The sequence below is a fragment of the Nevskia ramosa DSM 11499 genome (genome assembly GCF_000420645.1).
Lineage (GTDB): Bacteria > Pseudomonadota > Gammaproteobacteria > Nevskiales > Nevskiaceae > Nevskia > Nevskia ramosa.
This window is the reverse complement of record NZ_ATVI01000005.1, coordinates 808,940-832,922: the sequence shown is the minus strand read 5'-3', so window position 1 is coordinate 832,922 and position 23,983 is coordinate 808,940. Positions and strand designations below refer to the sequence as shown.

Annotated in this window: 18 protein-coding genes and 1 tRNA gene; 8 read left to right on the top strand and 11 right to left on the bottom strand. The window is 65.2% G+C overall.

Translation table 11 applies throughout. The annotated features are described in order from the left end of the window. The 5 genes from G513_RS0104470 to G513_RS0104450 are packed head-to-tail and all read right to left on the bottom strand — an operon-like array spanning window position 1 to window position 3,905. The gene (locus G513_RS0104470; protein WP_022975623.1) at window positions 1-414 is read right to left on the bottom strand and encodes an ExbD/TolR family protein; all 414 of its coding nucleotides are present in this window, start codon (window positions 412-414) and stop codon (window positions 1-3) included. A 12-nt stretch (window positions 415-426) separates the two neighbouring features. Beyond that, window positions 427-966: a MotA/TolQ/ExbB proton channel family protein gene (locus G513_RS0104465; protein ID WP_022975622.1), complete on the bottom strand. Its 540-nt coding sequence runs from the start codon at window positions 964-966 to the stop codon at window positions 427-429. Then, window positions 963-2,333, bottom strand: a complete 1,371-nt coding sequence (locus G513_RS0104460) for a MotA/TolQ/ExbB proton channel family protein (RefSeq protein WP_022975621.1) — start codon at window positions 2,331-2,333, stop codon at window positions 963-965. Before G513_RS0104460 ends, G513_RS0104465 begins: the two co-directional genes overlap by 4 nt. Further along, entirely contained in the window at window positions 2,330-3,115 is a 786-nt protein-coding gene (locus tag G513_RS0104455) for a DUF3450 domain-containing protein (protein WP_033417300.1), read from the bottom strand. The genes G513_RS0104460 and G513_RS0104455 overlap by 4 nt, the downstream gene beginning before the upstream one ends. 10 nt (window positions 3,116-3,125) lie before the next feature. Then, window positions 3,126-3,905, bottom strand: a complete 780-nt coding sequence (locus G513_RS0104450) for an SDR family oxidoreductase (protein WP_022975619.1) — start codon at window positions 3,903-3,905, stop codon at window positions 3,126-3,128. 104 nt (window positions 3,906-4,009) lie between these two features. Between G513_RS0104450 and G513_RS0104445 the strand changes: the two genes are divergently transcribed. After that, window positions 4,010-4,381 carry a rhodanese-like domain-containing protein gene (locus G513_RS0104445; RefSeq protein ID WP_022975618.1) on the top strand — a complete coding sequence of 124 codons (372 nt, stop codon included), beginning with the start codon at window positions 4,010-4,012 and terminating at the stop codon, window positions 4,379-4,381. Window positions 4,382-4,455: 74 nt separating this feature from the next. Then, window positions 4,456-4,532: transfer RNA gene (locus G513_RS0104440), tRNA-Met, on the top strand. Between the two features lie 67 nt (window positions 4,533-4,599). Here G513_RS0104440 and G513_RS21340 read toward each other — a convergent pair. Continuing rightward, window positions 4,600-7,383, bottom strand: coding sequence for a type ISP restriction/modification enzyme (locus tag G513_RS21340; protein WP_211219600.1), 2,784 nt, complete (start codon window positions 7,381-7,383; stop codon window positions 4,600-4,602). Window positions 7,384-7,461: 78 nt separating this feature from the next. Here G513_RS21340 and G513_RS26055 point away from each other — a divergent pair, with 78 nt between their 5' ends. Further along, on the top strand, window positions 7,462-8,028 hold the full coding sequence (locus G513_RS26055; protein WP_211219599.1) for a hypothetical protein: 567 nt from the start codon (window positions 7,462-7,464) through the stop codon (window positions 8,026-8,028). A gap of 19 nt (window positions 8,029-8,047) precedes the next feature. Here G513_RS26055 and G513_RS0104430 read toward each other — a convergent pair whose 3' ends face one another. Beyond that, window positions 8,048-8,377 carry a helix-turn-helix domain-containing protein gene (locus G513_RS0104430; RefSeq protein WP_022975616.1) on the bottom strand — a complete coding sequence of 110 codons (330 nt, stop codon included), beginning with the start codon at window positions 8,375-8,377 and terminating at the stop codon, window positions 8,048-8,050. Between the two features lie 276 nt (window positions 8,378-8,653). Here G513_RS0104430 and G513_RS0104420 point away from each other — a divergent pair, with 276 nt between their 5' ends. Together G513_RS0104420 and G513_RS0104415 are read left to right on the top strand one after the other, a co-directional pair. Continuing rightward, complete coding sequence (locus G513_RS0104420; protein ID WP_022975614.1) at window positions 8,654-10,258, top strand: inorganic phosphate transporter; 1,605 nt, start codon at window positions 8,654-8,656, stop codon at window positions 10,256-10,258. A gap of 288 nt (window positions 10,259-10,546) precedes the next feature. Beyond that, window positions 10,547-11,806 (top strand): putative Na+/H+ antiporter, encoded by a 1,260-nt coding sequence (locus G513_RS0104415; protein ID WP_022975613.1) that lies wholly within the window; start codon window positions 10,547-10,549, stop codon window positions 11,804-11,806. A 56-nt stretch (window positions 11,807-11,862) separates the two neighbouring features. On the opposite strand, the gene G513_RS21330 is transcribed toward G513_RS0104415, so the two are convergent. Next, window positions 11,863-14,043 (bottom strand): transglycosylase domain-containing protein, encoded by a 2,181-nt coding sequence (locus G513_RS21330; protein ID WP_022975612.1) that lies wholly within the window; start codon window positions 14,041-14,043, stop codon window positions 11,863-11,865. An 85-nt stretch (window positions 14,044-14,128) separates the two neighbouring features. On the opposite strand from G513_RS21330, the gene soxC reads away from it, so the two are divergent. Then, a complete protein-coding gene (gene soxC, locus G513_RS0104405; protein ID WP_022975611.1) occupies window positions 14,129-15,382 on the top strand; it encodes a sulfite dehydrogenase in 1,254 nt (417 codons plus the stop codon). Continuing rightward, complete coding sequence (locus G513_RS0104400) at window positions 15,369-15,902, top strand: c-type cytochrome (RefSeq protein WP_022975610.1); 534 nt, start codon at window positions 15,369-15,371, stop codon at window positions 15,900-15,902. The genes soxC and G513_RS0104400 overlap by 14 nt, the downstream gene beginning before the upstream one ends. A 114-nt stretch (window positions 15,903-16,016) precedes the next feature. On the opposite strand, the gene G513_RS0104395 is transcribed toward G513_RS0104400, so the two are convergent. The 3 genes from G513_RS0104395 to G513_RS0104385 all read right to left on the bottom strand — a co-directional run bounded on the left by G513_RS0104395 (window position 16,017) and on the right by G513_RS0104385 (window position 23,648). Continuing rightward, a complete protein-coding gene (locus G513_RS0104395) occupies window positions 16,017-21,755 on the bottom strand; it encodes an alpha-2-macroglobulin family protein (protein WP_022975609.1) in 5,739 nt (1,912 codons plus the stop codon). Beyond that, complete coding sequence (locus G513_RS0104390) at window positions 21,752-22,249, bottom strand: hypothetical protein (protein ID WP_022975608.1); 498 nt, start codon at window positions 22,247-22,249, stop codon at window positions 21,752-21,754. Before G513_RS0104390 ends, G513_RS0104395 begins: the two co-directional genes overlap by 4 nt. A gap of 61 nt (window positions 22,250-22,310) precedes the next feature. Then, window positions 22,311-23,648, bottom strand: a complete 1,338-nt coding sequence (locus tag G513_RS0104385) for a class II 3-deoxy-7-phosphoheptulonate synthase (RefSeq protein WP_022975607.1) — start codon at window positions 23,646-23,648, stop codon at window positions 22,311-22,313. Between the two features lie 85 nt (window positions 23,649-23,733). On the opposite strand from G513_RS0104385, the gene G513_RS0104380 reads away from it, so the two are divergent. Further along, window positions 23,734-23,982 (top strand): type II toxin-antitoxin system Phd/YefM family antitoxin, encoded by a 249-nt coding sequence (locus G513_RS0104380; RefSeq protein ID WP_022975606.1) that lies wholly within the window; start codon window positions 23,734-23,736, stop codon window positions 23,980-23,982. Window position 23,983 lies beyond the last annotated feature (1 nt).

Sequence of the window (23,983 nt, the reverse complement as noted above, 5' to 3'; positions counted from 1 at the left end):
TCAGGGCGTGCTGACCGGTGCCGCGGAAATCGCGACGTCAATGGCACCGGCCAATCTCGCCTGATCCATCGCTTCGACGACCAGCCCGGCCCGCGCATCGCGATCGGCCTGGATCACGACTGGCGATTTCGGCTTCTGCGCACGCAGGCGTTCGATCGTCGCCCGCAGCAGGCGAATATCGACGCGGCCGCGATCGACGAAGATTTCGCCGCTGGCCGAGATGCCGATGAAGATCGCCGAGTTGTCGAGCTTGACCGCCGTCTGCGCACTCGGCCGGTTGATCTTCAGGCCGGATTCGCTGACGAAGGCCGCGCTGATGATGAAAAAGATCAGCAGGTTCAGGAAGAAATCGAGCATCGGCGCAAGGTCGATGTGGGTGTCTTCACGGGCTTGGGAATGGCGGCGGACTTTCATGAGCCTAGTTGTTCATTCCGTAATGAACCGGTCAGGCAGGCGATCGGTTTCCCAACGCACCCGTGCGGCGAGCCGCACCGAGAAGAACAGGCCGAGCAGGCTGACGATCAAGCCGGCCAAGGTCGCGACCATTGCGTGCGACACGCCGTAGGCCATCGCGCGGACATCGGCCTGACCGGCCGCGGTCATCGCATCGAACACTTCGAGCATTCCGGCGACGGTGCCGAGCAGGCCCAGCAGCGGCGCCAGCGGCACCATGACCTTGATCAGCGGCAGGGTCGCGCTCATGCCGATCTTCAGCTCGGACAGCAACTGCTCGCGAATCCGCTGCGCAGTCCATGAGCGACGTTCGCGGCGGCCGGTCCACTCGGCTTTCTTCTCGGCAAGCCGCGACGGATGGATGCGCTTCAGATACCAGTAGCGCTCGAGGATCAGCAGCCACATCGCCAGCGAGGCGACCAGGATCACTTGCACCACCCAGCCGCCGAGGCGCAGGAAATCCTCCCAGGAATCGCGCGGCAGTTCGTAGACCAGATGCAGCATCTCGTTCATGGCACGGCACCTGAAGCGCCAGGGGCACGCGCTTCGAGACGGCGCGCCAGCAAGCCAGCGGCCTGTTCGTCGAGCACCTGCACCAGCACTCGCGAACGTGCGCCAAGCACGCTGTTGATGAACAGGATCGGGATCGCGATCAACAGACCCAGCACGGTCGCGATCATCGCCTGCGAGATGCCGCCAGCCATCACCTTGGGATCGCCGGCGCCGACTTCGGTGATCACCTGGAACGTGATGATCATGCCGGTGACGGTGCCGACCAGGCCGAGCAGCGGCCCCGCCGCAACGACCATGCTCAGAAAGCTCTGGAAGCGCTCGATGCGCGGCAGTTCTCTGAGCACCGCTTCGGAGACGCGGGTTTCCAGCACTTCCGGATCATGGGCGCGGTCATCGTCCTTCAGGCAGGCGAGGACTCGGCCAAGCGGGTTGTCCGGCTGCGGTGCTTCGAGGTTGCCAAGCTGACGGCTCATGCGGCCACCGACGATCGCCAGATACCAGAGCTGATACAACGCCAGGCCGACGCCAACCAGACCCAGCACGATGATCACGTAGCCCACCGGGCCGCCTTGATGGATGCGCTCGATCACGTCCGGCCGGAGAGCCGCGAGCCGCAGCAGATTGCCGCGCGTCGGATCGATCGCCACCGGCAGCCAGCCGTCCTCGGCCTTGGCTTCCTCCAAGGCATGCGCAAGGCTGCTGGACTGCTCGGAACGCTGCGGCGTCACCAGGGCGCCGCCGGGCTGGGCGACCAGATACTTGCCGTCGTGAATCGCGCCGAAGGCACCGATCCGAGTCACCGTCTGCCGGGTCGTCAGGCCATCGATCGCCGTGACCTCCGCCGGAAAGCGCACGACCTTGCCGTTCTCGCTGATCTCCTGCATCAGCAGAAACCAGAAATCCTCGAGCTGCTGATTGCTCGGCAAGCGGTTCGGATCAGCCAGCTGATCGAGCACTTTCAGCCGCTCCGGGAACTGCGCGGTGACATACGAATCCGCCGCCGCTGCCCGGAACTGCGCCGCCGCTTCGCGCACTGCCGCGTAGACCTGACCGAGATCGCCACTGCTGGCCGTCAGCTGCGCCTTGTAATCAGTGATTGCTTTCTGCGCGCCTTCATAGCGGCTGCGCACCGCCGCAGCCTTGCCTTCGGCGATGCGCAGTTCGGCTTCGGCCTGAGCGAGCTGCGCCTGCTGATCGGCCTTGTTGCGCAGGAAACGCGCTTCGCGCTCCTGATTGATCTTGGCGTTCTGGGCACTCGATTCGCGGATCGACTTCAGCAGATCGTCGATGCCGGCGGGTTGCTGGGCGTGGGCGATACCCAAGCTGCCGAACAGCAGCGCAACGAAAAGCGCGCTCATGCGGCTCATGGCTGCGCTCCGGCAGCAGCCACTCGCGGCGCCGGGACGGGCAGCTTCACAACCAGCGGTGCCGCCGTTTCACGGGCGATGCGCAGCGCTTCGCGGATTTCGCCGCGATGCTGCTCCGGCAGGCCGATCCATTGCTTCTTCGCCGGGTCCCAGTGCAGCGCTTCACGGCCATCCAAGGTCAGGCCGTACAGCGCGGTGCGACCCACACGGAGCACGTCGATCAGCTTCTTGTCGCTGCCTTCGCTGAGCTCCATGCGCTCCGCACCGAACACGCGGCCGTAGTCGCCTTCGATGCGATAGGCCTCGACGACCCGGCGATATTTCTCGGCCTGAGTCACCGCCGGATCGGTCATCAGCTGCTTCAAGGAGGCGATGCGGTCGCGGCGCTCGGCCTGCAGGAACGGCAGATCAAGGGCGATGAACTTGTCCAGGCTGTCGATCATCTTCAGCAGCAGCGGCGTCAGATCGCGGGTATTGGTGGCGAGATCGCGAGCTTGTGCGGCCAGCGCTGCGCGCTCCGCTTCCTGAGTCGCCAGCAGTGGTTCGATCTGCTCGACGTAGACCTTCAGCTGCTGCGCCTGCCAGATCGCCGCGCGATAGCGTTCGAGCATGGTGCGAGTCTGGTCATCGAGCGCATCGATGCGCGCCTGCGCCGCTTTCGCCGCCTGATTTGCCTGCACGGTGGCGTCGACGGCCGGCGAGCCGCCCTGAGCCCCAACCGGACCACTGATCGGGCTGCTGATGAGGCCGAGAAGAACTGCGGCGAATCGAAGTCTGGACATCGTCATCCCGTCAGTAGCCGCTGACCAGTTTGGTCGTGTAGCGATTGAGGAAAGCCGGCAACAACTTGTTGGCCAGCGCCAGCCCTTTCGTCTGCAGGCCGGGATACCAATGGGTATGCGCCAGACGCTTCGACTGCGACACCTGCCAGACCTTGGCGGCAATGTCTTCGGCCGTAAGGTTCACGCCCATCCGGGTGATCGACTTCGGCGGCGCAGCCACGTCATGGACCATCGGCGTCGCGACGAACAGCGGCAGCAGGTCCATCACGCGGATCCCGTACTGCGCCCACTCGATGCTCAAAGCTTCGGTCAGACCCTTCACCGCGAACTTGGTTGCACCGTAGCTCGCGAAGCCCGGCGCGCCGTGGATCGCCGAGGCCGAAGCCATGTTGATCAGGCAGGCGCCCCGCGTCTGCCGCAGATACGGCAAGGCCGCATGTGCGCCGTTGATGACGCCCTTCAGATTCACATCGACGATCAGGTGATGGCGGGCGATCGGAATGTCCGCGAAGTCACCGGTGGTCAGGATGCCGGCGCAGCTGAACATCACATCGAGCCGGCCACTGCGGGCGAAGAAACGTTCCAGCGCGGCGGCCACGGCGGCGGCATCGGTCACGTCCAACGCTTCGGCAATTGCGTGGTCGGCACCCAGTTGCGTATGCAAGGCGGCGACGGCATCACCGGCAAGGTCGTACAGACCGACGAACCAGCCCTTGGCCGCATACAACTCGGCCGTGGCACGACCGATTCCCGCAGCGGCACCGGTAATGAAGATTGCTGGTCGACTCATCGCACGTGCCTGTATTTGATGGTTCTTATTGGGCCCGCAGGCCTCGGCCCGGTAATCTAACCCGCTGCTGCTTCATTGTCTGGGTTCATTGTCTGGAGAAGATCATGGCTGACACGCACCCGCCCGCCTTCCTGGCGCTGGTCGACGACGCAAAAACCCGCATCAAGGAAATCCATGCCCGTGACCTCGCCGCCACGCTAGCCGCGAATCCGGCCGCGAAGCTCATCGACGTCCGCGAAGAAAGCGAATACGCCGCCGGCCACGTCAGCAACGCCGAATGGCTCGGCAAGGGCGTGATCGAACGCGACATCGAAGCCCGCCACCCGGACAAGGCCGAGCCGCTCTATCTGTACTGCGGCGGCGGCTTCCGCTCTGCACTCGCCGCCGACAACCTGCAGAAGATGGGCTACACCCAGGTCTGGTCGATCGACGGCGGCTGGCGAACCCTGAAAGACCTGATGCCGACGACAAGCTGAGCGCCCCGCGGCTGAAAAATGCCGAAAAATCATTGTCGCGGCCCCTCGAACCCCCTACAATCCGCGCCTCGCGTGGCTAGGTAGCTCAGATGGTTAGAGCGCGGCACTCATAATGCTGAGGTCGGCGGTTCGATCCCGCCTCTAGCCACCATCGAACGACGAGCCCCGTGCAGCATGACTGCACGGGGCTTTTTTTGTAGCGGACGCAGGCGGTGCGATCAGCCGCCAAACAGATCGTCGATGGGCATCGCGGCCTTTGCGGCGACCTTCGGCGTTGGACGTGGCGGTGCCGAGGTGTCCAGCCTCAGTGCTCCAGCCGCCAGCAGTTCCGACTCCGCGATCAGCGGGCCGCCGCACACGGCATGGAGGAGCGTCGCCTGCATCGGTTCGATCTGCACGAGCAGGCCTAGCACGTTGATCACGTCGAGCAGCTCGCTCGTGTACTCGGCCAGCCAGCCATCCGGCTGGATCAGGCCCAGCGGCGACGGCGGACGCTTGTCGCCGATCTGGGGCCGACTGCGGTCGCGCTTTCGGTAGCTGAACCACTGGGTCAGTACGGACTTGCCGGACACCTCGTAAGCCCAGACCTCTGGCGCTACCGGCTCGATATAGCCACCGCCGATCTTCAGCCGACGCAACGCCGGGTCGTAATCGATTGTCTCCGGAAGGTCGTTGTCGGGAATCGCCCCGCCCTTCGGAATCAGCGGCCGCTCGCTGGCCGGCAGGCGCGGGGCGCCGGCCGGCCGATCGGCCGCCGGGTCCGCCATCCGCTCGCCAAAGGTGTGCAACCAGATCACGCGACGGCCGAGCGCCACGCCTTCGCGGAAGCGCGCGGCATCGGCGGTGAACGGGATGCGCAGGCCCGGCGTCGAGAGGTCTTCACGGAAGCGCTCGATGTAACCGGGATGCGCAGCAATGGCGGCGATCCAGGCGACGACATCCTCGGCGGAAACCGGCAGGCCGTAGCGCGTCGACAACGCGGCGAGCAAGGACGGCAGGACGTTGGGTTGGGTGGCTGCGACGTCGGTCCAGAGCGGAAAAACTCGGCCGCCGAATGAACCCTTGTAATGATCGTAGTCCGGGATTAGCGCCGTAATCGTAATGGCAGGACCAGAGCTCGGATTGGAGCGACTAAGTGCGGTAACAAAGATTTGTTTGTCGGAGTGCAAATCCCAAAGCGCCGGATTTGGTCTGTTTATGAGCCGGACGTCCGGGATGATCCACTGCCGATCAAAAGACCTGAATGCATATCGAATTGGTTGCAGACAGCCCTCGGTGTCTGACGCAATGGACAATGGACGAATGGGCTGCTTCCCCAGGGATTTGGTAGTTTTCCAGTCGATATGGCGATCGACCGGCAGCCCGTTTATTGAGGTCTGTCGAAAAAAGATTTTCATCGCGTCAGGCTGTGCTGCCTTCAACGCCGCCCATCGGGCAACCAAACTGGAGCTGTCTGAGGCGATAACCCAGGTCCTACCGGGCTGCGATCCAGACCCATTCCAGCTGAAGAGGTCTTCCAATCTCGGAAACTCTGCCCATGCACCACCAGACGTCGGCAGGAAGGGCGCACGTAATTCGTCCGGGCAGTCGCGCCAGCCGTCGTCATCCAGCCGAATCGCATCCAGCGCTTCAAACTTCTGCTTGCGGTGCGCGGCCGGCAGCGCGCGATACTGGACGCGGGCCAAGGGATCAGCCGGGGTCTTCGCCTTGCTGGATCGCGAGGCCAGCACGATGCAGACCGGCTGCTGCACTCCCTGGAAGATGCGCGACGACACGTCCGGCTGATGCCCTTCCGGCGAGCAGTCGACCACCCAGAGCGCATTGCAGCGCTGCCGCAGCCAGGCGCGCATCTGCTGGAAACCGGGGCCGTTCAAGAAGCCGGCCACGGTGATGAAACAGACGATGCCGGTCTTGTCGCCCGGCCCCTGATCCCAGACTTTCCAGCTCGCCCAGCGCCAGAAATAGACGTACAGGTTGCGCAGGTGCTTGGCGTGCGCACCGGCCTTCCATTCCTTCGGAGCTTGCCAGTCGTCGAGCGGCGCGGCCTCATTGAGGCTGGCGTCGCCGTCTTCGACCCAGCCACCGAGACCCTTGGCCTTTTCCTTGTAGGGCGGATTGCCGAGTACCACGGTCACCGGCGTCTCGCGCTTGACCTTGTTGGCCGCCCGCCGCTGATCAGCCAGCGGCTTGAGCGACTGGAAGATGTGCTCGGCGGTGTCGTGCGGGCTGGCCAGCGTGTCGGTGACGAACACCGACAACGGCTGCTTCGGCACCGCACCGGTCAGCTCGACCACTTCGGCCAGCAGCCGGAGTTGGGCCACGGCGTACGGCCCCAACTGCATCTCGAAACCGACCAGTCGTGGCACAGCGGCCTGGATCGCGGCCGGCACGGCGCCCTCGCCCTGCTCGGCGGCCACTTGTCCGGCAATCCTGCGCAGGACACCCAGCAGATAGGTGCCGGTGCCGGTCGCCGGATCGACCAGGGTCACCGTCGGCGCCGACAGCCCCGCCGACAGCGCATACGCAGGGCTGCGCAGCAGTTCGTCAACCCAGCGCACCTGGGCATTCACGACTTCCGGCGGCGTGTAGTAGCTGCCCGTTTCCTTGCGAAGCTCCCGGTCATAGACATCGAGGAAGTCTTCGTAGAAATACAGCCACTTGTCGGCGTTGCCTTTCGACAGCTTCTGCCAGTCGACCACATCGAGCACACGCCGCAAGGTCGCGAGCGCGGTCTTGAGCACAGCTTGATTCGAGGTGTTGTCGGTCAGCAGGTGCAGCGCCGCACCAATCAGCGAGTGCTTGGTGCCGAGCGCATCGGCGACGGGGCCGAAGCCTTCCTTCAGGGAAATGCCCTGAGCTCGCGCCATCAGCAGGCCGAACGTCACCGCCTGGGCGTAGCCGTCGGCAAAGCGTTCGTCGCTGGCATCCGGGAATAGCAGCTTGCGCCAGTCGGCGGCCAAGCCGGTCAGCGCCTCGGACTTGCGTTCGAGCTGCTCGACCACCTCGTCCCGCAGCAGGCGACACAGGCGCGCGGCAACGCCGGCCAGTTCCTTCGCGCTGCGCGGCGGCTGTGGCGACCAGTGCAGGAAGTCCTCGAACAGGGCAAGCAGGCCGGAACCGGGCATGAGCTGATCGCCGGAGATCTCAACATCGCCATCCAGCTTGACGATCGCCCCTTGCAGCTCGCCGTTCCGCCAGAGGCTGAAAGCATTGCCATCGCTATACATCAGGTTCGGCAGGCTGGACAGCTTTTGCCATTGAGCCTTGTCATGCGGATCCTTGAACCGACGTGGGTCGGCACCCTTGCCCGGTGCCTTCAGTTCAACGAAACCGACCAGCGCGCCGTGGACCGTCACCGCGTAGTCCGGCCGGGTCTTCAGATCGGAAATCGAGGATTCGCCGACCGCCGCCAGCTTGTCCGGCGGAATGGCGCAAAGCCTGCCCAGGTCGCGCAGCAGTTGTTCGAACGGCGCACGAAGCTGGTCTTCGGGCTGGCCGTTGGCGACCGGGTTGTTCAGCTTCTGAGCAGCGACACGGCCATATCCGGCAACCGCAAGTTCCAGCGTCAGCTTCTCAGTCGGCATCGCCTCATTCCCTGGCGAGGACGGATCAGCGCAGTTCGCCGCCCTTGCTATTCGCTTTTTTAGGTTTAACGGCAGCGCGTGATCAGATCAACGCGTCCAGCCCCTTTCGGTCCAACACACTCAGGAGCTTAGCAGCCGGACCGCTCGGCTTCTTGTGCCCGATCTCCCACTGCCGAACCGTTGACAAGCTAGCGTTCAGCGCCGCTGCCATTACTGCCTGACTGAGGTTGTGCTTCGATCGGATGGACTTGATGTTGGCCGGCGTATAGGTCGGCACTGGTGGCAGGGAAAGGGCGTCGAACTCGCGCATCCGCCGCGCATAGATCAAACCCGCCGCGTGAAGATCTGAAGCCGTGGCATGGACGGTCTCCAGGATTCGGCTACGTGCTTTCGGCTTGGTCTTGTCTGTCATTGCAAATCTCCATCAAGTGCCCGCTCAAAACGGCTTGGTCGAGCTTTCCGTCGTTTAGTGCCAACAAGTCGCGAGCCGTCATCTTCAAGGTCTCCAGCTTGGCATCCGCGATGTTGCTGCGCTCGCTTTCGACAGCAACTCTAAGATCTAGAAAGCCGTGGGCCAAAACTGGAAACGGCCAGACAACTCCCAACAACGATTTCCTGAAAGCGGCTCGTGACACATATGTGTCATTAGCCGCTGCTAGCTTCGGGCGAGAAACTACTGGGGGACAAGATGAGCACAACGACGATCGGGCCGGTTGGCAGCGGCGCACCGCGCATGGACCAGGGGCTCGGGGTGGCGGGGACGATCGGCTTTGCCGCGTCGGTCATCGTGGCCATTCTCTACGTGGCGTACAGCGTCTATGTCGATGCCAGCGCAGCGGGCATCCAGGCGACAACCTATCTGCCGTTCATCCTGCTGTTCATCGCCCTGCTGATCGCGCTCGGCTTCGAGTTCGTCAACGGTTTTCATGACACGGCCAACGCGGTGGCCACCGTCATCTACACCAACTCGATGCCGGCCAATGTCGCGGTGGTCTGGTCGGGCTTCTTCAATTTTCTCGGCGTGCTGCTGTCAAGCGGTGCGGTCGCCTTCGGGATCATTTCGCTGCTGCCGGTCGAGCTGATCCTGCAGGTCGGATCCGGTGCCGGTTTCGCGATGGTGTTCGCGCTGCTGTTCGCGGCGATCGCCTGGAACCTGGCCACCTGGGCGCTCGGCATTCCTTCTTCCAGTTCGCACACCTTGATCGGTTCGATCATCGGCGTCGGCATTGCCAACGCGCTGATGCACGGCCGCAGCGGCACCGCCGGCGTCGATTGGAGCAAGGCGACCGACATCGGCAAAGCCCTGCTGCTGTCGCCGCTGCTCGGCTTCACCGCGGCGGCGCTGCTGTTCCTGGCCTTGAAGGTGCTGGTTCGCAACAAGGCCCTCTATGAAGCACCGAAGCCGGGCGTGGCGCCGCCGCTGTGGATTCGCGGCCTGCTGATCTTCACCTGCACCGGCGTCAGCTTTGCGCACGGCTCCAACGATGGCCAGAAAGGCATGGGCCTGATCATGCTGATCCTGATCGGCGTCGTGCCGACGGCCTACGCACTGAACCGCGCGGTGCCGGCGCAGTACGTCGCCGAGTTCCACAGCAACACGCTGGCGATGAACCAGACGATGAGCGCGCATGGCAGTGCGGCCGCGTTCGAAGGCGATCCGCGTACCGCGCTGACCCGTTACATCGCCAACAAGACCCTTGAGCCGCAGACGGTGCCGGCGCTGACGGCACTGGCCGCCGACATCGATAGCCAAGTCGGCGAATACGGTTCGCTGGCGCGAGTGCCGGCCGACAAGACCCGCAACATGCGCAACGACATGTACATCGCCGCCGAAGCGGTGAAGCGCATCGGCAAGGAATCAAGCCTGAATTTCGCGGACGATGAAGCGAAGACGCTGGACCGCTACAAGTCCTCGCTGGACAAGGCGACGCGCTTCATTCCCACCTGGGTGAAGGTGGCGGTGGCCTTCGCGCTGGGCCTGGGCACGATGATCGGCTGGAAGCGCATCGTGGTGACCGTTGGCGAGAAGATCGGCAAGAGCCATCTCACCTATGCGCAGGGCGCCTCGGCAGAACTGGTGGCGATGGCCACCATCGGCGCCGCAGATGCCTTCGGCATGCCGGTCTCGACGACGCACGTGCTGTCCTCCGGCGTTGCCGGCACGATGACGGCGAACAAGTCCGGCCTGCAGATGTCGACGGTGCGCAATCTGCTGATGGCCTGGGTGCTGACCCTGCCGGTTTCGATCACGCTGGCAGGCTCGCTGTACTGGGTGTTTTCGAAGATCTTCTGATCTCGAAGCGCTTCTTGAGTCAGGACTTTTTTCCTTCAAATCCCTACATTCAGTCGTCATTCCCGCGCAGGCGGGAATCCAGTTCTGATGCGGTGCGCTACGGTCAAAACTGGATGCCCGCCTGCGCGGGCATGACGGGGTTATATAGGTGCATCTAGGTGCGTTTAACTTGAAAACGCTCCAGCCCACCTCGCCGTGGGCTTTTTCGTTTGGGCTTCACCGCAGGCTGACAATTGCCGACAACCCGCGTGGTACGGTCCATCCCTTCCCCGATGACTCTCTTCGATCATGACGCCGACCCTGATCCAGTCGCTGGCCGCCGCAATCTTCATCATTGCCCTAATCCACACCTTCTCGACCAAGTTCTTCGAAGGTCTGGCCCATCGCTATCCGCGGCATGAGGGCATCTTTCATCTGCTCGGCGAGGTCGAAGTGGTGTTCGGCTTCTGGGCGATGGTGCTGGTGATCCTGCTGTTCGCGCTTGAAGGCCGCGATGCCGCGCTGGCCTATGTCGATTCGCGCAACTTCACCGAGCCGCTGTTCGTGTTCGCGGTGATGATCGTTTCCGGCAGCCGGCCGATCCTCGATCTGGCCAGCCTGCTCGTCAAAGGCTTCTCGAAACTGCTGCCGCTGCCGACGAGCACCGCAACCTATTTCACGATCATGGCGCTGGTGCCGCTGCTCGGTTCATTCGTCACCGAGCCGGCCGCGATGACCCTCGGGGCACTGATGCTGCGCGACCGCTTTCTGAACGCCGATGGTCTGTCGAGCCGGTTCAAGTACGCGACGGTCGGTGTGCTGTTCGTCAACATCTCGATCGGCGGTGTGTTGACGCCGTTTGCCGCGCCGCCGGTGCTGATGGTCGCCAGCAAGTGGAACTGGGACATCGCTTTCATGATGAGCAACTTCGGCTGGAAGGCGGCGATCGCGGTGGCCATCAATGCCGTCGCGGTGACCGCGCTGTTCCGCAAGCAGCTGGCGGGGATCACCAGCAACAGCGAAGGCAAGAATGCCGCCGTGCCGCTGCCGATCATGCTGGTCAACTCGCTGATCCTGCTCGGCGTGGTGATGTTCGCGCATCACCCGGCGCTGTTCCTTGGCCTGCTGCTGTTCTTCATCGGCTTCGCGACGGCGTATGAACGCCATCAGGGCCGGCTGATCGTGCCGGAAGCGCTGCTGGTGGCGTTCTTCCTCGCCGGGCTCGTCGTGCTCGGCGGCATGCAGCAGTGGTGGCTGCAGCCTGTGCTGCTGTCGATGAGCCCGGACGCGGTCTACTTCGGCGCCACCGCGCTGACGGCGCTGACCGACAACGCTGCGCTGACTTATCTCGGCTCGCTGGTAGAAGGCCTGAGCGACGAGTTCAAGTACATGCTGGTGGCCGGCGCGGTGACGGGCGGTGGCCTGACGGTGATCGCCAATGCGCCGAACCCGGCCGGCTTCTCGATCCTGAAAGTCCGCTTCAAGGACGAGACGATCGGCGCGCTCGGCCTGCTGCTGGCGGCGCTGCCGCCGACCTTGGTGGCGATCGTCGCGATGCGGTTTCTATAGCGCATTCCAGTTTCTGTCATGCCCGCGAGGGCGGGAATGACGGAAAAACTCTCAGGTCACTTCACCCGAAAGCTCACCGTCGGCGTCTGCCAGCGGCCATCGGCGGCCTTGGCGCTCGCCGTGTGCTCGCCACGCGACAACGGCCATTGCCAGCGGCCACCCGGCGTTCTCGCGGCTTCGGCCTCATCGACGATCCAGATCACCGCGTTTGCCTCGGGCTTGTCCGGCACGCCGGCCAGCTCGAATTCGAGGGCCTGAAGTTCCGGCGGCACTCTGGGATCGATCGCCATCGCTAAGCCTTCGAAGGGCTGCAGCAGGCGTGGCGGGCCGGCTTCGCTGGCGCTGATCGAGGCGACAACAGCGTCCGGCGAATCCGGTGCAGTGCCCGGCGCGAACCATTCCAGCCGCTCGCCGCCATCCGGGCCGCGCACCGTGTGGGCTTCCAGATTCGGGCTGCGCGCTAGTAGCCGCGTCTGGGGCCGCGATTGCTGGTTGCGATTCAGCAAGCCGAACATCGAGCGCACCAGCAGCGCCGGGCCGATCGAACCAGTGACGCCATCCATCGCCTGCCCGGCCAGCGCGCCCATCCAGGCACCGACCACGTGATGGCCGTCATAGGCCACGCACCAGGCGTCGCGGTAATCGCTCGAGGTGCCGGTCTTGACCGCAGTCTGCACCGGGAAGCGCAGCAGGCCGCCGTCGCCGAATTCGAGCAGGCGCGCGCGCGGGTCGGACAGGATGTCGGTGATGATCGAAGCGCTGTCGCGGCTCAGCGCCGCTACCGACGCCTGCGCTTCGAGGCCGTCCTCGAACAAGGTCAGCGGCCGTGCCCGGCCCTGATTCGCCAGTGCCGCATAAGCGCCGACCAGCTCCGCCAACGTCACTTCGCCGTTGCCGAGCGCGATGCCATCGCCATAGACATCCGGATGCTGGCTCAGGCCGCGCATGCCGAGCGTGCGCAGCAGTGCCAGCAGGCGCTCGCCGCCGACGAACTGCAGCGCCCGCACCGCCGGCACGTTCAGCGAATTGCCGAGTGCTTCGCGGACGGTGACCGTGCCGTAGCTGATCCGCGAATAGTTGCGGTAGGGATGCAGGCCATCGCCGACATGCGCCGCCAGGCCGTCATCGGCGATCGGCGTGGCCGCGGTCCAGCCCGATTCCAGCGCCAGCGCATAGACGAAAGGCTTCAACGCGGAGCCCGGCTGACGCGGCGTCTGCACGGTGTCGATGCCGGTTTCGGAATCCCCCGCATCGAGGTTGCCGACGTTCCAGGCGCGCACCTTGTTGCCATCGAGATCGACGACCAACAAACCACCCTGGCGAACACCGACCTTGGCCAGATCACGCAGCCGCTGATCGAGCAATTGCTGACCCTGGCGCTGCAGCGCGCGATCGAGGCTGGACCGCAGCGGGCCGTCGCCGGTCGGTGGTTGGCGGCGGCGCAGCTCGGCGATGAAGTGCGCGGCCGGCACGCTGTCGTCCTCGGCGCTGAGCGCCGCTGGCGGGATCGCCAGCTGCGCGGCCTGTTCGGCGTCGATCAGGCTGTCATCGAGCATCCGCGCGGCGACACGGCTCATCGGCCCCTTGAGGCGCGAGGTATCACGCAGCGGATCGAGCCGGCTCGGTGCGCGCGGCATCACCGCCAGCGCCAGCATCTCTCCATTGCTGAGCGTCGCCGGCTCGCGGCCGAAATAGTGGCGCGCCGCCTGGCGGATGCCGCGCCGCTGCGCGCCGTAGGGAATCTGATCGAGATAGAACTCCAGGATGTCGCTCTTGCTGAAGCGCGCTTCCAGCCGCATCGCCTCGAAGCCTTCGACCCAGCGCGACCACACGGTGCGCGGCCGCGGGTGCAGCAGGCGCACCACCTGTTCGCTGATCGTGCTGGCGCCGCGTACTGCATGACCGGCAGCGATGCCCTGGCGAATAGCCGAAGCACGAGCCCGCCAGTCGATACCGCCGTGCTGCCAGAAGCGCCGATCCTCGGCGGCGACCATCGCCGTGCGCAGGAACGCCGGCACCTGTTCGAGCGGCAGACGATCCGCCGTGTTCCAGCGTTGCTGGTAGTGCGCGCTCAGCGGCTCGCCGCTGCGATCGAGCACGGGGCGCAGATCGGCAGTGGCGAGCTCCGGCTGCAGATGCTCGGGCAGCGCGCGCTGCGAAGCGACCGTCGCCACGATCAGCAACAGCAGCACGGCGGCGGACAGGCGGAGCAGCAGTCGGCGGCGGGGTCTGAGCAAACGCGGGGTTCCGGTGGGTGACTGATCGTAGCCGGGTTAAGGTGTCGCATCGCCGCGAAGACGGCGACTTCAGTTGGAGTAGACGATGAGCGCAGGCGACGAAACTTCCGCGAGCGGCCTGCTCGACCGTCGCCTGTTCCTGCGTCGCGGCCTGCGCTGGAGCGCGGCCATTGCTGCGGCGCCGTCGATCGCGTTCGCAGCCGATCTACCAAGCGATCCAACCCGCACACCCGGCCAGCCATTCAGCAACTACGGCCAGCCGTCGCCCCAGGAGAAAGCGACGATCCGCTGGATCAGCGCCAATCGCGCCGTGGCCGGCAATGGCGTGTCGTGGACGCCGCTGCACGATCTCGAAGGCATCATCACGCCGAGCGGCCTGCACTTCGAGCGCCATCACAACGGCGTGCCGCAGATCGATGGTGAAGCGCATCGGCTCAGCGTTCACGGCTTGGTCAAGCAGCCACTGAGCTTCACGATCGACGCGTTGAAACGCTATCCGCAGTGCTCGCGCATCGGTTTCGTCGAATGCGGCGGCAACAGCAATTCGAGCTGGAACCTGGAACCGCTGCAAACCCGCGCCGGCTATCTGCACGGCCTGGCCTCGAACAGCGAATGGACCGGTGTACCGCTGGCGATCGTGCTCGATGAAGCCGGCGTCGATCCCGCAGCGCGCTGGCTGGTGCTCGAAGCCAGCGATGCGATCGGCATGAACATCTCGCTGCCGCTGGCCAAGGCGCGCAAGGATTGCCTGCTGGCGCTGTACCAGAACGGCGAGCGTCTGCGGCCCGAGCAGGGCTATCCGCTGAGGCTGATCGTGCCGGGTTGGGAAGGCGTGCTGAACGTCAAATGGCTGAGCCGCATCGAGCTGACCACCGAACCGGTGATGAGCCGCAACGAGACCAGCCGGTACACCGAGCTGCAGCCCGATGGCCGGGCGCGGCAGTTCACCTTCGTGATGGACGTGAAGTCCCTGATCACTTCGCCGTCACCCGGACATCTGCTGAGCGAGAAGGGCTTGTACGAGATTCGCGGGCTGGCCTGGAGCGGGCGCGGCAAGGTCAAGAAGGTCGAAGTTTCCGCCGATGCCGGCAAGACCTGGAAGCCTGCCGCGCTGCAAGGCCCGGTGCTGCCGATGAGCTTCACCCGCTTCCGCATTCCCTGGCGCTGGGACGGCGCTGCCGCAACCTTGCAGAGCCGCGCCGTCGACGAAACTGGCGCCGTGCAACCGACACGCACAGCGCTCGTCGCCCAGCGTGGTCGGGCCGGCTACTTCCACTACAACGCGATCGTGAGCTGGCAGGTCAGCGAGGACGGGGAGCTGAGCCATGTCTACGCCTGAGCGGCTGTTGCTGGCGAGCTTGCTGTTGATCGCGACGGCTGCACAGGCTGCAGGGCCCGGCCTCGGCAAACCGCTGAGCGCCGCCGAAGTCGCCGCCCTGCCCCGCAGCGTGTTTCCCGATGGCCGCGGCTTGCCGATCGGCCGCGGTACCGTCAGCGACGGCAAGGTGATCTACGACGCTCAGTGCACGTCCTGCCACGGCATCGCCGGCCGTGGCGGCAGCGGCGGCCATCTGATCAGCGACGGCAAGCTCACCGGCCCGGACCCTGATCCCGCCGTCAACACCTACTGGCCCTACGCCACCACCTTGTGGGACTTCACACGTCGCTCGATGCCGATGACCGCGCCGGGTTCGCTGAGCAGCGATGAGACCTATGCGGTCACCGCCTATCTGCTGCATCTGTCCGGCCTGATCGCGGCCGATGGCGTGCTCGATGAGCAGAGCCTGCCCAAGGTCCGGATGCCGAATCGCGATGGTTTTGACTGGATCGACGTGCGTCGGCCGGCGCCATCGCCCTGAAAAGCGCCCGCAACGAGCAGGGCGGGCCATGCCCGCCCTGCTGCTGATCTGATCTGATCTGATCTGATCGGGCGGATGCAGCGGGCGCGGCCCGCCCTACCCAAAGACCAGATCCTATTTCGCCGCCGCTTCCTCGACGATCAAGCGCGCCGGCACATCGTTGCCGAAGATATCCGGGTCGTACATCGCTTCGGCATGTGGCGCCTGCACGGCGAACTCGCCGGTTGCGACAGCCTGGCCCACCCAATACAAACGATGGCTGCCGGCCCCGACTTCATCCGCGAACCAGCGCGCTGCTTCGAAGCGCAGTTCGCGGTGATAGAACGGATACGGACTCGCTGAGCCCGGCGGCTCGGCTTCGGCAGCGTCGAGGCCGCTGCTGACCGCGAGATCGGGATTGACTGGCTCCAGGCCGCCCGGCACCGGATCGTCGACGACGACGAAGCTGCGCGCCACCGGCGTGTTCAGCAGCAGTTCGATGCGTACCAGCTCGCCGCGGTGAATGGTCATCGGCGACGTCAGTGCCTGCCATTGACCATCGCGCTTCACCGCGTAATGGCGCTTCAGGCTGATGCCGGCATTTGCCGCACTGGCCTGATCGTCGGCCTGCACATAGCGGACGTTCGCCGCCCAGTAGCCACGGCCCTCGCCCGCATGGCGAATTTCCAGTTCGCGACGCTTGCCGATGTCTTCGGCCTTGATCGGCCTGGCGGCGGCAACGGCGGCATCGCGTGGTGTCGAGAACTTCGCGTTCGCGAAGGCCTGGCCATCAAGCAGCGCTTCCAGGGTGAACGCTGGCGCAGCCGATTCGTAGCGCCGCGCATAGGCTTCCATCGCACTGGCGCAGAACACGTTCTCCTGCGTGTTCTCCCAGTGATCGCGGCCACCTCTGGACTGGCTGATCGAGCGCACCAGCTTGGCCGGCAGTTCGCGCAACGAAGGATCGTCGTCGACCAGCTTGTCGTCGGCACCGACCAGTGCCATCAGCGCCATGCAGTTCGCGCGCAACGGCGAGCCGAGCAGCGGAATCCAGGCGCTGTCCTCGGTTTCACGCAGCACGAAGGTGCCGGCGCTTTGCTGACCGCGGGCCAGAATCTGATCGAGCGCCGTCCGCGCAACGGCAGACCCGCCATCGACCCGCCGCGCCGCATCGAGCAGCATCGCCTGGCCGAACAGACCCATGCGCGGCAGTGCCGGGGCATGACGTTCCAGCTCGGCCGCATCGAGCTTGCCGCGTCGCGCCAGCGCCGCCAGCACCACGGCGCGCACCGTGCTCGAGGCTTCGGCGGACTGGCCGGCGACGTTCTTGCGCAGTAGCGTCTGCAGATAGCCATCGAGCTTGGTCTGCACTGCTTGCGGCGGCTTCAAGCCGGCGGCGCGCAGCCACTCGAAGGCCAGCGCGGTGTAGGCAGACAGATAGGGGCTGACGTGCGACTCGTCGCCGTCCCAGTAGGTCATTCCGCCGTTGCTCGCCTGGAAGCCGGCAGCATCGGCGAACAGCTGCGTGGTGATGCCCGACGCTTCCGGCCAGACGAATGCCGGGTCAAGCCAGGGCTGCAGGCGGCCGTACTGCGCGGCCATCACGCCCTTGGTCAGGCGCTGTTCCCAGCACAGGTACGGGTAGTCGCGCAGATAGCGGAAGGCACCGTCGAGATTGCCGAGCACGGTCGGCGAGAAGCGCACGGCGACTTCGCCGCCGGGCAGACTGCCGGCCGGCACTTCGATCGGTGTCGTGGCGTTGCCGTCATCGAGGAAGCCGAACTCGGAGGCGGTCACCGTCGGCCGGCGCGGCTTCACCGGCAGGCTGAAGCTCAGGCCGTCCTTGTCCTTGGCGTCGCCGGCTGTCGCCTTGAACGCGATGGCGCCCGGTTCATTGCCGGCCACTTCGGCGGCGATGTCGACAAACACTGTCTGGCGCTCGAAGGCCGCGAGCTTCACGGTCTGTTCGGTGTTCGCCGTCGCCGCACCCGAGGCTTCGATGGTCACCGTCAAGGTACGTGGCGCATCGGCACGATTGAGCACCGAGAAGCCGGCGCGGAACGTGTCGCCGCTGCTGATCTGGTTCGGCATCACCGGCCGCAGTTCGGTGTCCTTGGTCGAGATCAGCTTGGCCGAACCGAGGCCGAAACGATCGCCCGGCGATACCGCAAGCACGATCACTTTCCAGGCGGTGAGATTGTCCGGCAGCACGAAGTCGAAGTTGGCGTGGCCAGCAGCATCGGTGACCAGCGACGGATTCCAGTAGGCGACGAATCGGTCGACCGAACGCAGGGACAGATCGGCGCCGCCATCGCCGCCCGGCGTCGCGCCCTTCTTCTCGAACTTCTGGCGACCGACGAGACGGGTCAGCAGGCTGTAGTTGGCGAGGTCCAGACTCTGCAGGCCGTTGAAGCCGCGGTAAGGGTCGAAATAGCTTTCGCCATCGCGAATCAGGTCGTACACCGCTTCGTCGACGACGGCGACGGCCAGCTCCATCTTCGGATCGGCCAGCGCTGCTTTCGGGATCGCGCTGAGCTTGAGCTTCGCGGTCTCGCGCGGCCGGTACCTGGCCTTGTCGGCGGTCACCTCGACATCGATCTGCCGGTAGGGATCATCGACGGTGATCGTCTGATAGCCCATCCGGAAGGTCGGCTTGCCGAGGTCGACATCGCCATCCGGTGGCGGGCTCGCCACACGCGGGGACTGCACGACCACCGACAGATAGAACCCCGGCAGATGCTCCGGCGTGATCTTGACCTCGATCACCGGCGTCGAACCTTCGAGCACCTGGGTGCGGCGATCGATGACGCCGTAGCGCTCGGTGGTGATCAGTGCGGTCGCGCCCGGATACGGGTTCTTGACCAGAATCTTCGCGACGTCGCCGACCTTGTAGCTCTTGCGATCGGCAGCCAGCTCCAGGCCGTAGTCGTCCTTCTCCTGCCAGACGAAGCGATTGCTGCCGATGGCCCACATCCAGCGCGAGGAACGATGCAGGCGGTTCTGGGTATCGCGGACCATCGCGGTAATGCGGTACTGGCCGCCGGCATCCGGCGTGAACGCGCAGGCCTGCGGACCAGCAGTCGAGCGGCCCTTGCAGATCGCGACATCGACCCACTTCTCGCTGTAGCGCGAGACATAGGCGTTGCCGATGTCCTTGACCCGGGCGACCGATAAATCGCGACGCTCGATGCGCACATAGCGAGGCGTGCCGGCCACCGGCTTGCCATCGGCATCGCTGACCAGGGTTTCGATGCTGGTCGCCTTGCCTTGGCTCAGCAGCCAGTCCTTGCTGCGCAGGCCGATGAAGCGATCGCGGCCGGCATAAGGCGCCGACGCGGCCGCGGCAATCGTGCGGCCACGATCATCCTGCACGCTGGCTTCGACCATCACCGTGCCCCAGGCGATGTCACTCTCGGGCGCAGTCAGCTCGGTGCTGAATTCGCCCTGGCCATTGGTCGTCGCCCGCTTGGTCGAGATGCCGCGGCTGCCGCGGGGATCGTCGCCGGCATCGGCCGAATAGCTGAAGTCTTCGGCGGCTGGATCGTTGCTGGTGAACGGCGCCGCTTCGACTCTGGCGCTGATCGTCGCCGGCGCGCCGCCGAAGCCGCCGCCGCTGTGCAGGCTGGCGCGCAACAACGCGGTGAATGGCTGGCCCGGTGCCACGCGCTTGGCGTGGATCTCGGCAGCGAGCTTGAACGGCGCCGGGGTGAAATCGGAGACCAGCACCTGCATCGGATACAGCGTGTCCGGATGCCGCTTGCCGTCGCTGTCCGGCTCGCGATCGGCAGCGGTATAGCTCGCTTCGAGTTCGAAGCGATACCAGCCGACCTTGCCCTGCTTGGGCACCGCGAACTCGCCGTCGACGGCTCCGAAATCGGACAAGGTCAGGCCATCGCGCTCGTGCACCACCTGATCCGCCGGATCGAGCACACGCAGCTTGTACGGCCCGCGCTCGGCGGCCGCCAGCGCCTTGTTGGCTTCGTTGCGAACGTACAGCTTGAACTGCACGGTATCGCCGGCGCGATAGACGCCCTGCGCTGTCGTGCCCCAGCTCTTCAGATGGCCATGGCGCTGCTGGCGCGAGGCATAGACCTCGTAGCCGGAGGCGCGATAGGTATCGACGCTGAAGCCATCGTTGAGCGGCAGCACGGCGACTTCGCCATCGCGCACCACTCTCACGGCCAGCGGCGCTTTCGCATTCCAGCCGCTGTACTTGAGCATCGGGTCGACACTGGCGGCGCCGGGCAATTCTGCGAGGCCATCCGTGTCGGTCTTCACCGTCGTCGAATCACTGGCTGCTTCCGGTTGCCACACCGGCGGCTTGGCAACGAACAGATCGACGGCGGCACCGGCCACCGGCTTGCCGGTCGCGAATTCGGTGACCCAGACCAGGGTGTTGTAGTGGCCGAACTTGGCGTGCACCTGCCAGGGCGTGACCTGCGCGAACAGCGGCTCGCCCGGACGCTGGGGCGGGTATTTGCCGGTTGCAGGTTTCGTCGTCAGCCAGCCTTCGACGACGCCGGAATGGCCATCGAGCAACTTGCGGATATCGAGCGGCATCGCGAAGGCGATGTCGCGCGCCTGAGCCACCGGACGGCTGGCCTTGAGATTGCGTTCGACACCGCTCGCCGTAGTCCGCGTGTAGGCGATCTCGACACTGTCGAGATTGGTGACCACGGCCGGCACTTCGGCATCGATGCCGGCTTCGAGCACGGCCTGCGGATGCGAGAAGCTGAGATTCGGGCTGCGATGCGCCGTGCGGAACGTGAGGCTGATCGGCCCCGGAAGCTTGCGATCGAACAGATCGCGAATGTCTTCGCCGCCGCTGATCCGGTACTCGGCATCGGCTTTCAAGGTGAACGGGAAGCGCAGCAGATAGCGGCTGTTGTCACGGTTGCTCGAGCCGGCGTACCAGCTGGTCGAAGCGTTTGCCCAAGGGTCGTAGTCCTTGCGGCCGCCGGACGGGTCCGGCGTGATCGTCAGTTTGCGGCCATTGCCTTCGGCTTCGACCGGTGCGGTGAACACCAGTGCTGCGTTCGACAGCGGATCGCACAGCGGCGCCTTGTCGCCGGGCCGGGTCAGCAAGGTCTGGCCGCCGGCCGTCACGCATTGCAGGCCGAGCAGGCGCAGGTCGGCAAAGGTATGGAACGGTGCGGCGTTGTCGCTGGCCACGCCGCGCTCGGTACCGAACGCCGATATCAGCCCCGGGCCGACCTGCAGGTCACCATCGCGATCGGCCGGTAGTGGCTTCGCTGGCAGCAAACGCCATTGCCGGCGCGCCTCGCCTGCCGGCAGGCCGTGCAGCGCCGGCACGTAGTACGGCGTTTCATCGTCCTGCGGATCGGCTTCGACGATCACCGGCGCGCCACCGAGACTCGCCGCTGCTTGCAGCGACGCCGCCGTAACCGGCTGATCGAACACCGCGCGGATCACCGGCAAGCTCGGCGAGCGCCATGAGGCCACGCTGCCGTAACGCAATGCTGGGCGCGCCGTGATGAAGCGATGGCTCATGCCTTTCAGCAGCTTGGCGCCGCTGTCGGCGACCAGCTCCGGACGCACTTCGACGGTGTAGGCCGTGGCCGGCGTCAGCGCCGCTTCTTCCGGCAACTGGCAAGCCAGGGTCGTGGTATCGAGCCAGCGCCAGTCGCAGGGCAGCGCCGGCGTGATCGTCACCGGCACTTCTTCCGGCTTGCGCTCCATGCGACCGAGCGGCACCACGGCGCGATCGAAGGCCAGCACGATCTGCTGCTGGCCCGCTTCGACATCCTCACCAGCCGGCGTGATCCGCAGCAGCTTCAGCTCATCGGCCGTGGCAGCGTTTGCGATCAACAGCAGCGCGCCGATCAGCGCACTCGTACCGCGCCGCAAGCTCATGACTTCACCTTGATGCGCAGCATCTGCACGCCGTCGCCATTGCTGACGGCACGCACTTCACGCAGGCCGGAGAGGCCCGTCCAGATCAATTCCTCGGCGGTGGTCTGATCGGGCTTCTTCTCGGTGAGACCAATCCGGGTCAGCGCGCTGGCATTGAATTCGACTTCGCCCGGCGAGCGAACCGTCAGCCAGTCGGCCTTGCCATCGATGAACACCACTTCGGTGCTGCCCGGCGCATAGCGGCAGCGGCGCGAGTACAGCGAGCTTTCGCAATCCCAGGGCGGGCCGAGGACGACGGCGAGTTCGGCTTCCGTGTGGCCGGCGACATCGGCAATGCGGAACAACGGCGCGCCGCTGGCCGGGTCCAGCGATTCGAACGCAGCAGCGTAGTCGTAGTCCTCATCGCCGTGGCGTTCGCGGGTCAGCCAGAAGGCAGCCGCAGCCAGGATGATCAGGACTGCGAGTGCCGCGAGCTTGCCGTAGTTCTTGCGCATCCTTTCCCTGCTCCTGGCTTCGGTCATGCAACGCGGCGGGATGCGCCCCGGCTTTTCCAAGCTATGGCTTGTGACCACCGTGGGCCGCGATCTTCAGCGACAACTCCAGCGCCTGTTCGTAGTTCAGGCGCGGATCGACAGCCGATCGGTAGGCGCGTTCGAGGTCGGTTTCGGTGAGATCGCGGGCACCGCCGAGACATTCGGTGACGTCCTCGCCGGTCAGCTCCAGATGCACACCGCCGAGCCGCGATCCGCAAGCCGCATGCACCGCGAACGACTGTTCGACTTCGCTGAGGATGTCGTCGAAGCGGCGCGTCTTGAGGCCGTTGCCAGCGGTCTGGGTATTGCCGTGCATCGGATCGCAGAGCCACAGCACTTCATGACCCGCGGCGCGCACCGCGTCGATCATCTTCGGCAGCCCGGATTCCACCTTGCCCGCGCCCAGACGATGAATGAAGCTCAGGCGGCCCGGTTCCTTGTCCGGATTCAGCAGGCGGCAAAGCTCCTGCACCCACTCCGCGCTCATCGACACGCCGAGCTTCACGGCAATCGGGTTGCGGATGCCACGCATGTACTCGACGTGCGCGCCATCGACCGCCGCCGTGCGCAGGCCGATCCACGGCAGATGGGTCGACAGGTTGTACCAGCCCGGTTTGCGTGGCACCTGACGGGTCTGTGCGGCTTCCGCAGCCAGCAGCAGCGCTTCATGCGAGGTGTAGAACTCGACGCGATTGAAATCGTGGATCGGCTGGCCGGCCAGCGTTTCCATGAACTTCACCGATTCGGTGATCGCTTCGACCCGCCTGGAGTATTGCTCGGCAAGCGGGGCGTGATGCACCCAATCGAGATCCCAGTATTCAGGGTGATGCAGGTCGGCAAAGCCGCCGTCGATCAGGCCACGGACGAAGTTGATGGTCATCGCCGAACGCTTGTGGCCTTCGAGCAGCAAGGCCGGGTTCGGGATGCGCGAGTCGGAGGTGAATTCCGGCCGATTGACCGTGTCGCCGCGATAGCACGGCAGGGTCAGACCATCCTTGGTTTCGACATCGGCCGAACGCGGCTTGGCGTACTGGCCCGCGATGCGCCCGACCCGCACCACCGGCATCTTCAGCCCGTGGACCATGACCAGACTCATCTGCAGCAGCACCTTCAGCCGGTTGGCGATCAGGCCGGATTCGCAGTCGGCAAAGCTTTCTGCGCAGTCGCCACCCTGCAGCACGAAACGCTTGCCGGCTTGCGCCTCGGCCAGCCGCGATTTCAGCGCATCGACTTCCCAGGACGTGACCAGCGGCGGCAGGCGGCGCAGCTCGCCGAGTGCGGCTTCCAGTGCCCCCGCATCGGGGTAGTTCGGCTGCTGCACGGCGGGCATGGACTGCCAGCTTGAGGGGGTCCAGATCATCTGTTTCGGGGGGTGTTCTTTGGAGGGGCGAATTATAGGCGGCGTGATAGGATGACCATCGAGATGACCAACTGGTAAATCGCTCGTGGACAACAGCATCAACATCAGCGTCGCAGAAGCCAAGAGCCACTTGAGCGAAATACTCGATCGCGTCGAGGCCGGCGAGGAAGTGGTGATCACCCGGCGCGGCAAGGCGGTGGCCCGCCTGACTGCCGAAGGTACGAAGAAACGCAAGCCCCTGCCGTCGCTGGCCGAGTTTCGCGCCCAGATGCCGATGGCCCGGACCCCGGCCGGTGAAGTGATCCGCCAGATGCGTGACGAAGAGCGTTACTGAG

What these genes read in the sequence shown, in the direction of transcription:
- G513_RS0104470 (WP_022975623.1), bottom strand. Translation starts at nt 414, where the DNA reads ATGAAAGTCCGCCGCCATTCCCAAGCCCGTGAAGACACCCACATCGAC.
- G513_RS0104465 (WP_022975622.1), bottom strand. Translation starts at nt 966, where the DNA reads ATGAACGAGATGCTGCATCTGGTCTACGAACTGCCGCGCGATTCCTGG.
- G513_RS0104460 (WP_022975621.1), bottom strand. Translation starts at nt 2,333, where the DNA reads ATGAGCCGCATGAGCGCGCTTTTCGTTGCGCTGCTGTTCGGCAGCTTG.
- G513_RS0104455 (WP_033417300.1), bottom strand. Translation starts at nt 3,115, where the DNA reads ATGTCCAGACTTCGATTCGCCGCAGTTCTTCTCGGCCTCATCAGCAGC.
- G513_RS0104450 (WP_022975619.1), bottom strand. Translation starts at nt 3,905, where the DNA reads ATGAGTCGACCAGCAATCTTCATTACCGGTGCCGCTGCGGGAATCGGT.
- G513_RS0104445 (WP_022975618.1), top strand. Translation starts at nt 4,010, where the DNA reads ATGGCTGACACGCACCCGCCCGCCTTCCTGGCGCTGGTCGACGACGCA.
- G513_RS0104430 (WP_022975616.1), bottom strand. Translation starts at nt 8,377, where the DNA reads ATGACAGACAAGACCAAGCCGAAAGCACGTAGCCGAATCCTGGAGACC.
- G513_RS0104420 (WP_022975614.1), top strand. Translation starts at nt 8,654, where the DNA reads ATGAGCACAACGACGATCGGGCCGGTTGGCAGCGGCGCACCGCGCATG.
- G513_RS0104415 (WP_022975613.1), top strand. Translation starts at nt 10,547, where the DNA reads ATGACGCCGACCCTGATCCAGTCGCTGGCCGCCGCAATCTTCATCATT.
- soxC (WP_022975611.1), top strand. Translation starts at nt 14,129, where the DNA reads ATGAGCGCAGGCGACGAAACTTCCGCGAGCGGCCTGCTCGACCGTCGC.
- G513_RS0104400 (WP_022975610.1), top strand. Translation starts at nt 15,369, where the DNA reads ATGTCTACGCCTGAGCGGCTGTTGCTGGCGAGCTTGCTGTTGATCGCG.
- G513_RS0104395 (WP_022975609.1), bottom strand. Translation starts at nt 21,755, where the DNA reads ATGAGCTTGCGGCGCGGTACGAGTGCGCTGATCGGCGCGCTGCTGTTG.
- G513_RS0104390 (WP_022975608.1), bottom strand. Translation starts at nt 22,249, where the DNA reads ATGCGCAAGAACTACGGCAAGCTCGCGGCACTCGCAGTCCTGATCATC.
- G513_RS0104385 (WP_022975607.1), bottom strand. Translation starts at nt 23,648, where the DNA reads ATGATCTGGACCCCCTCAAGCTGGCAGTCCATGCCCGCCGTGCAGCAG.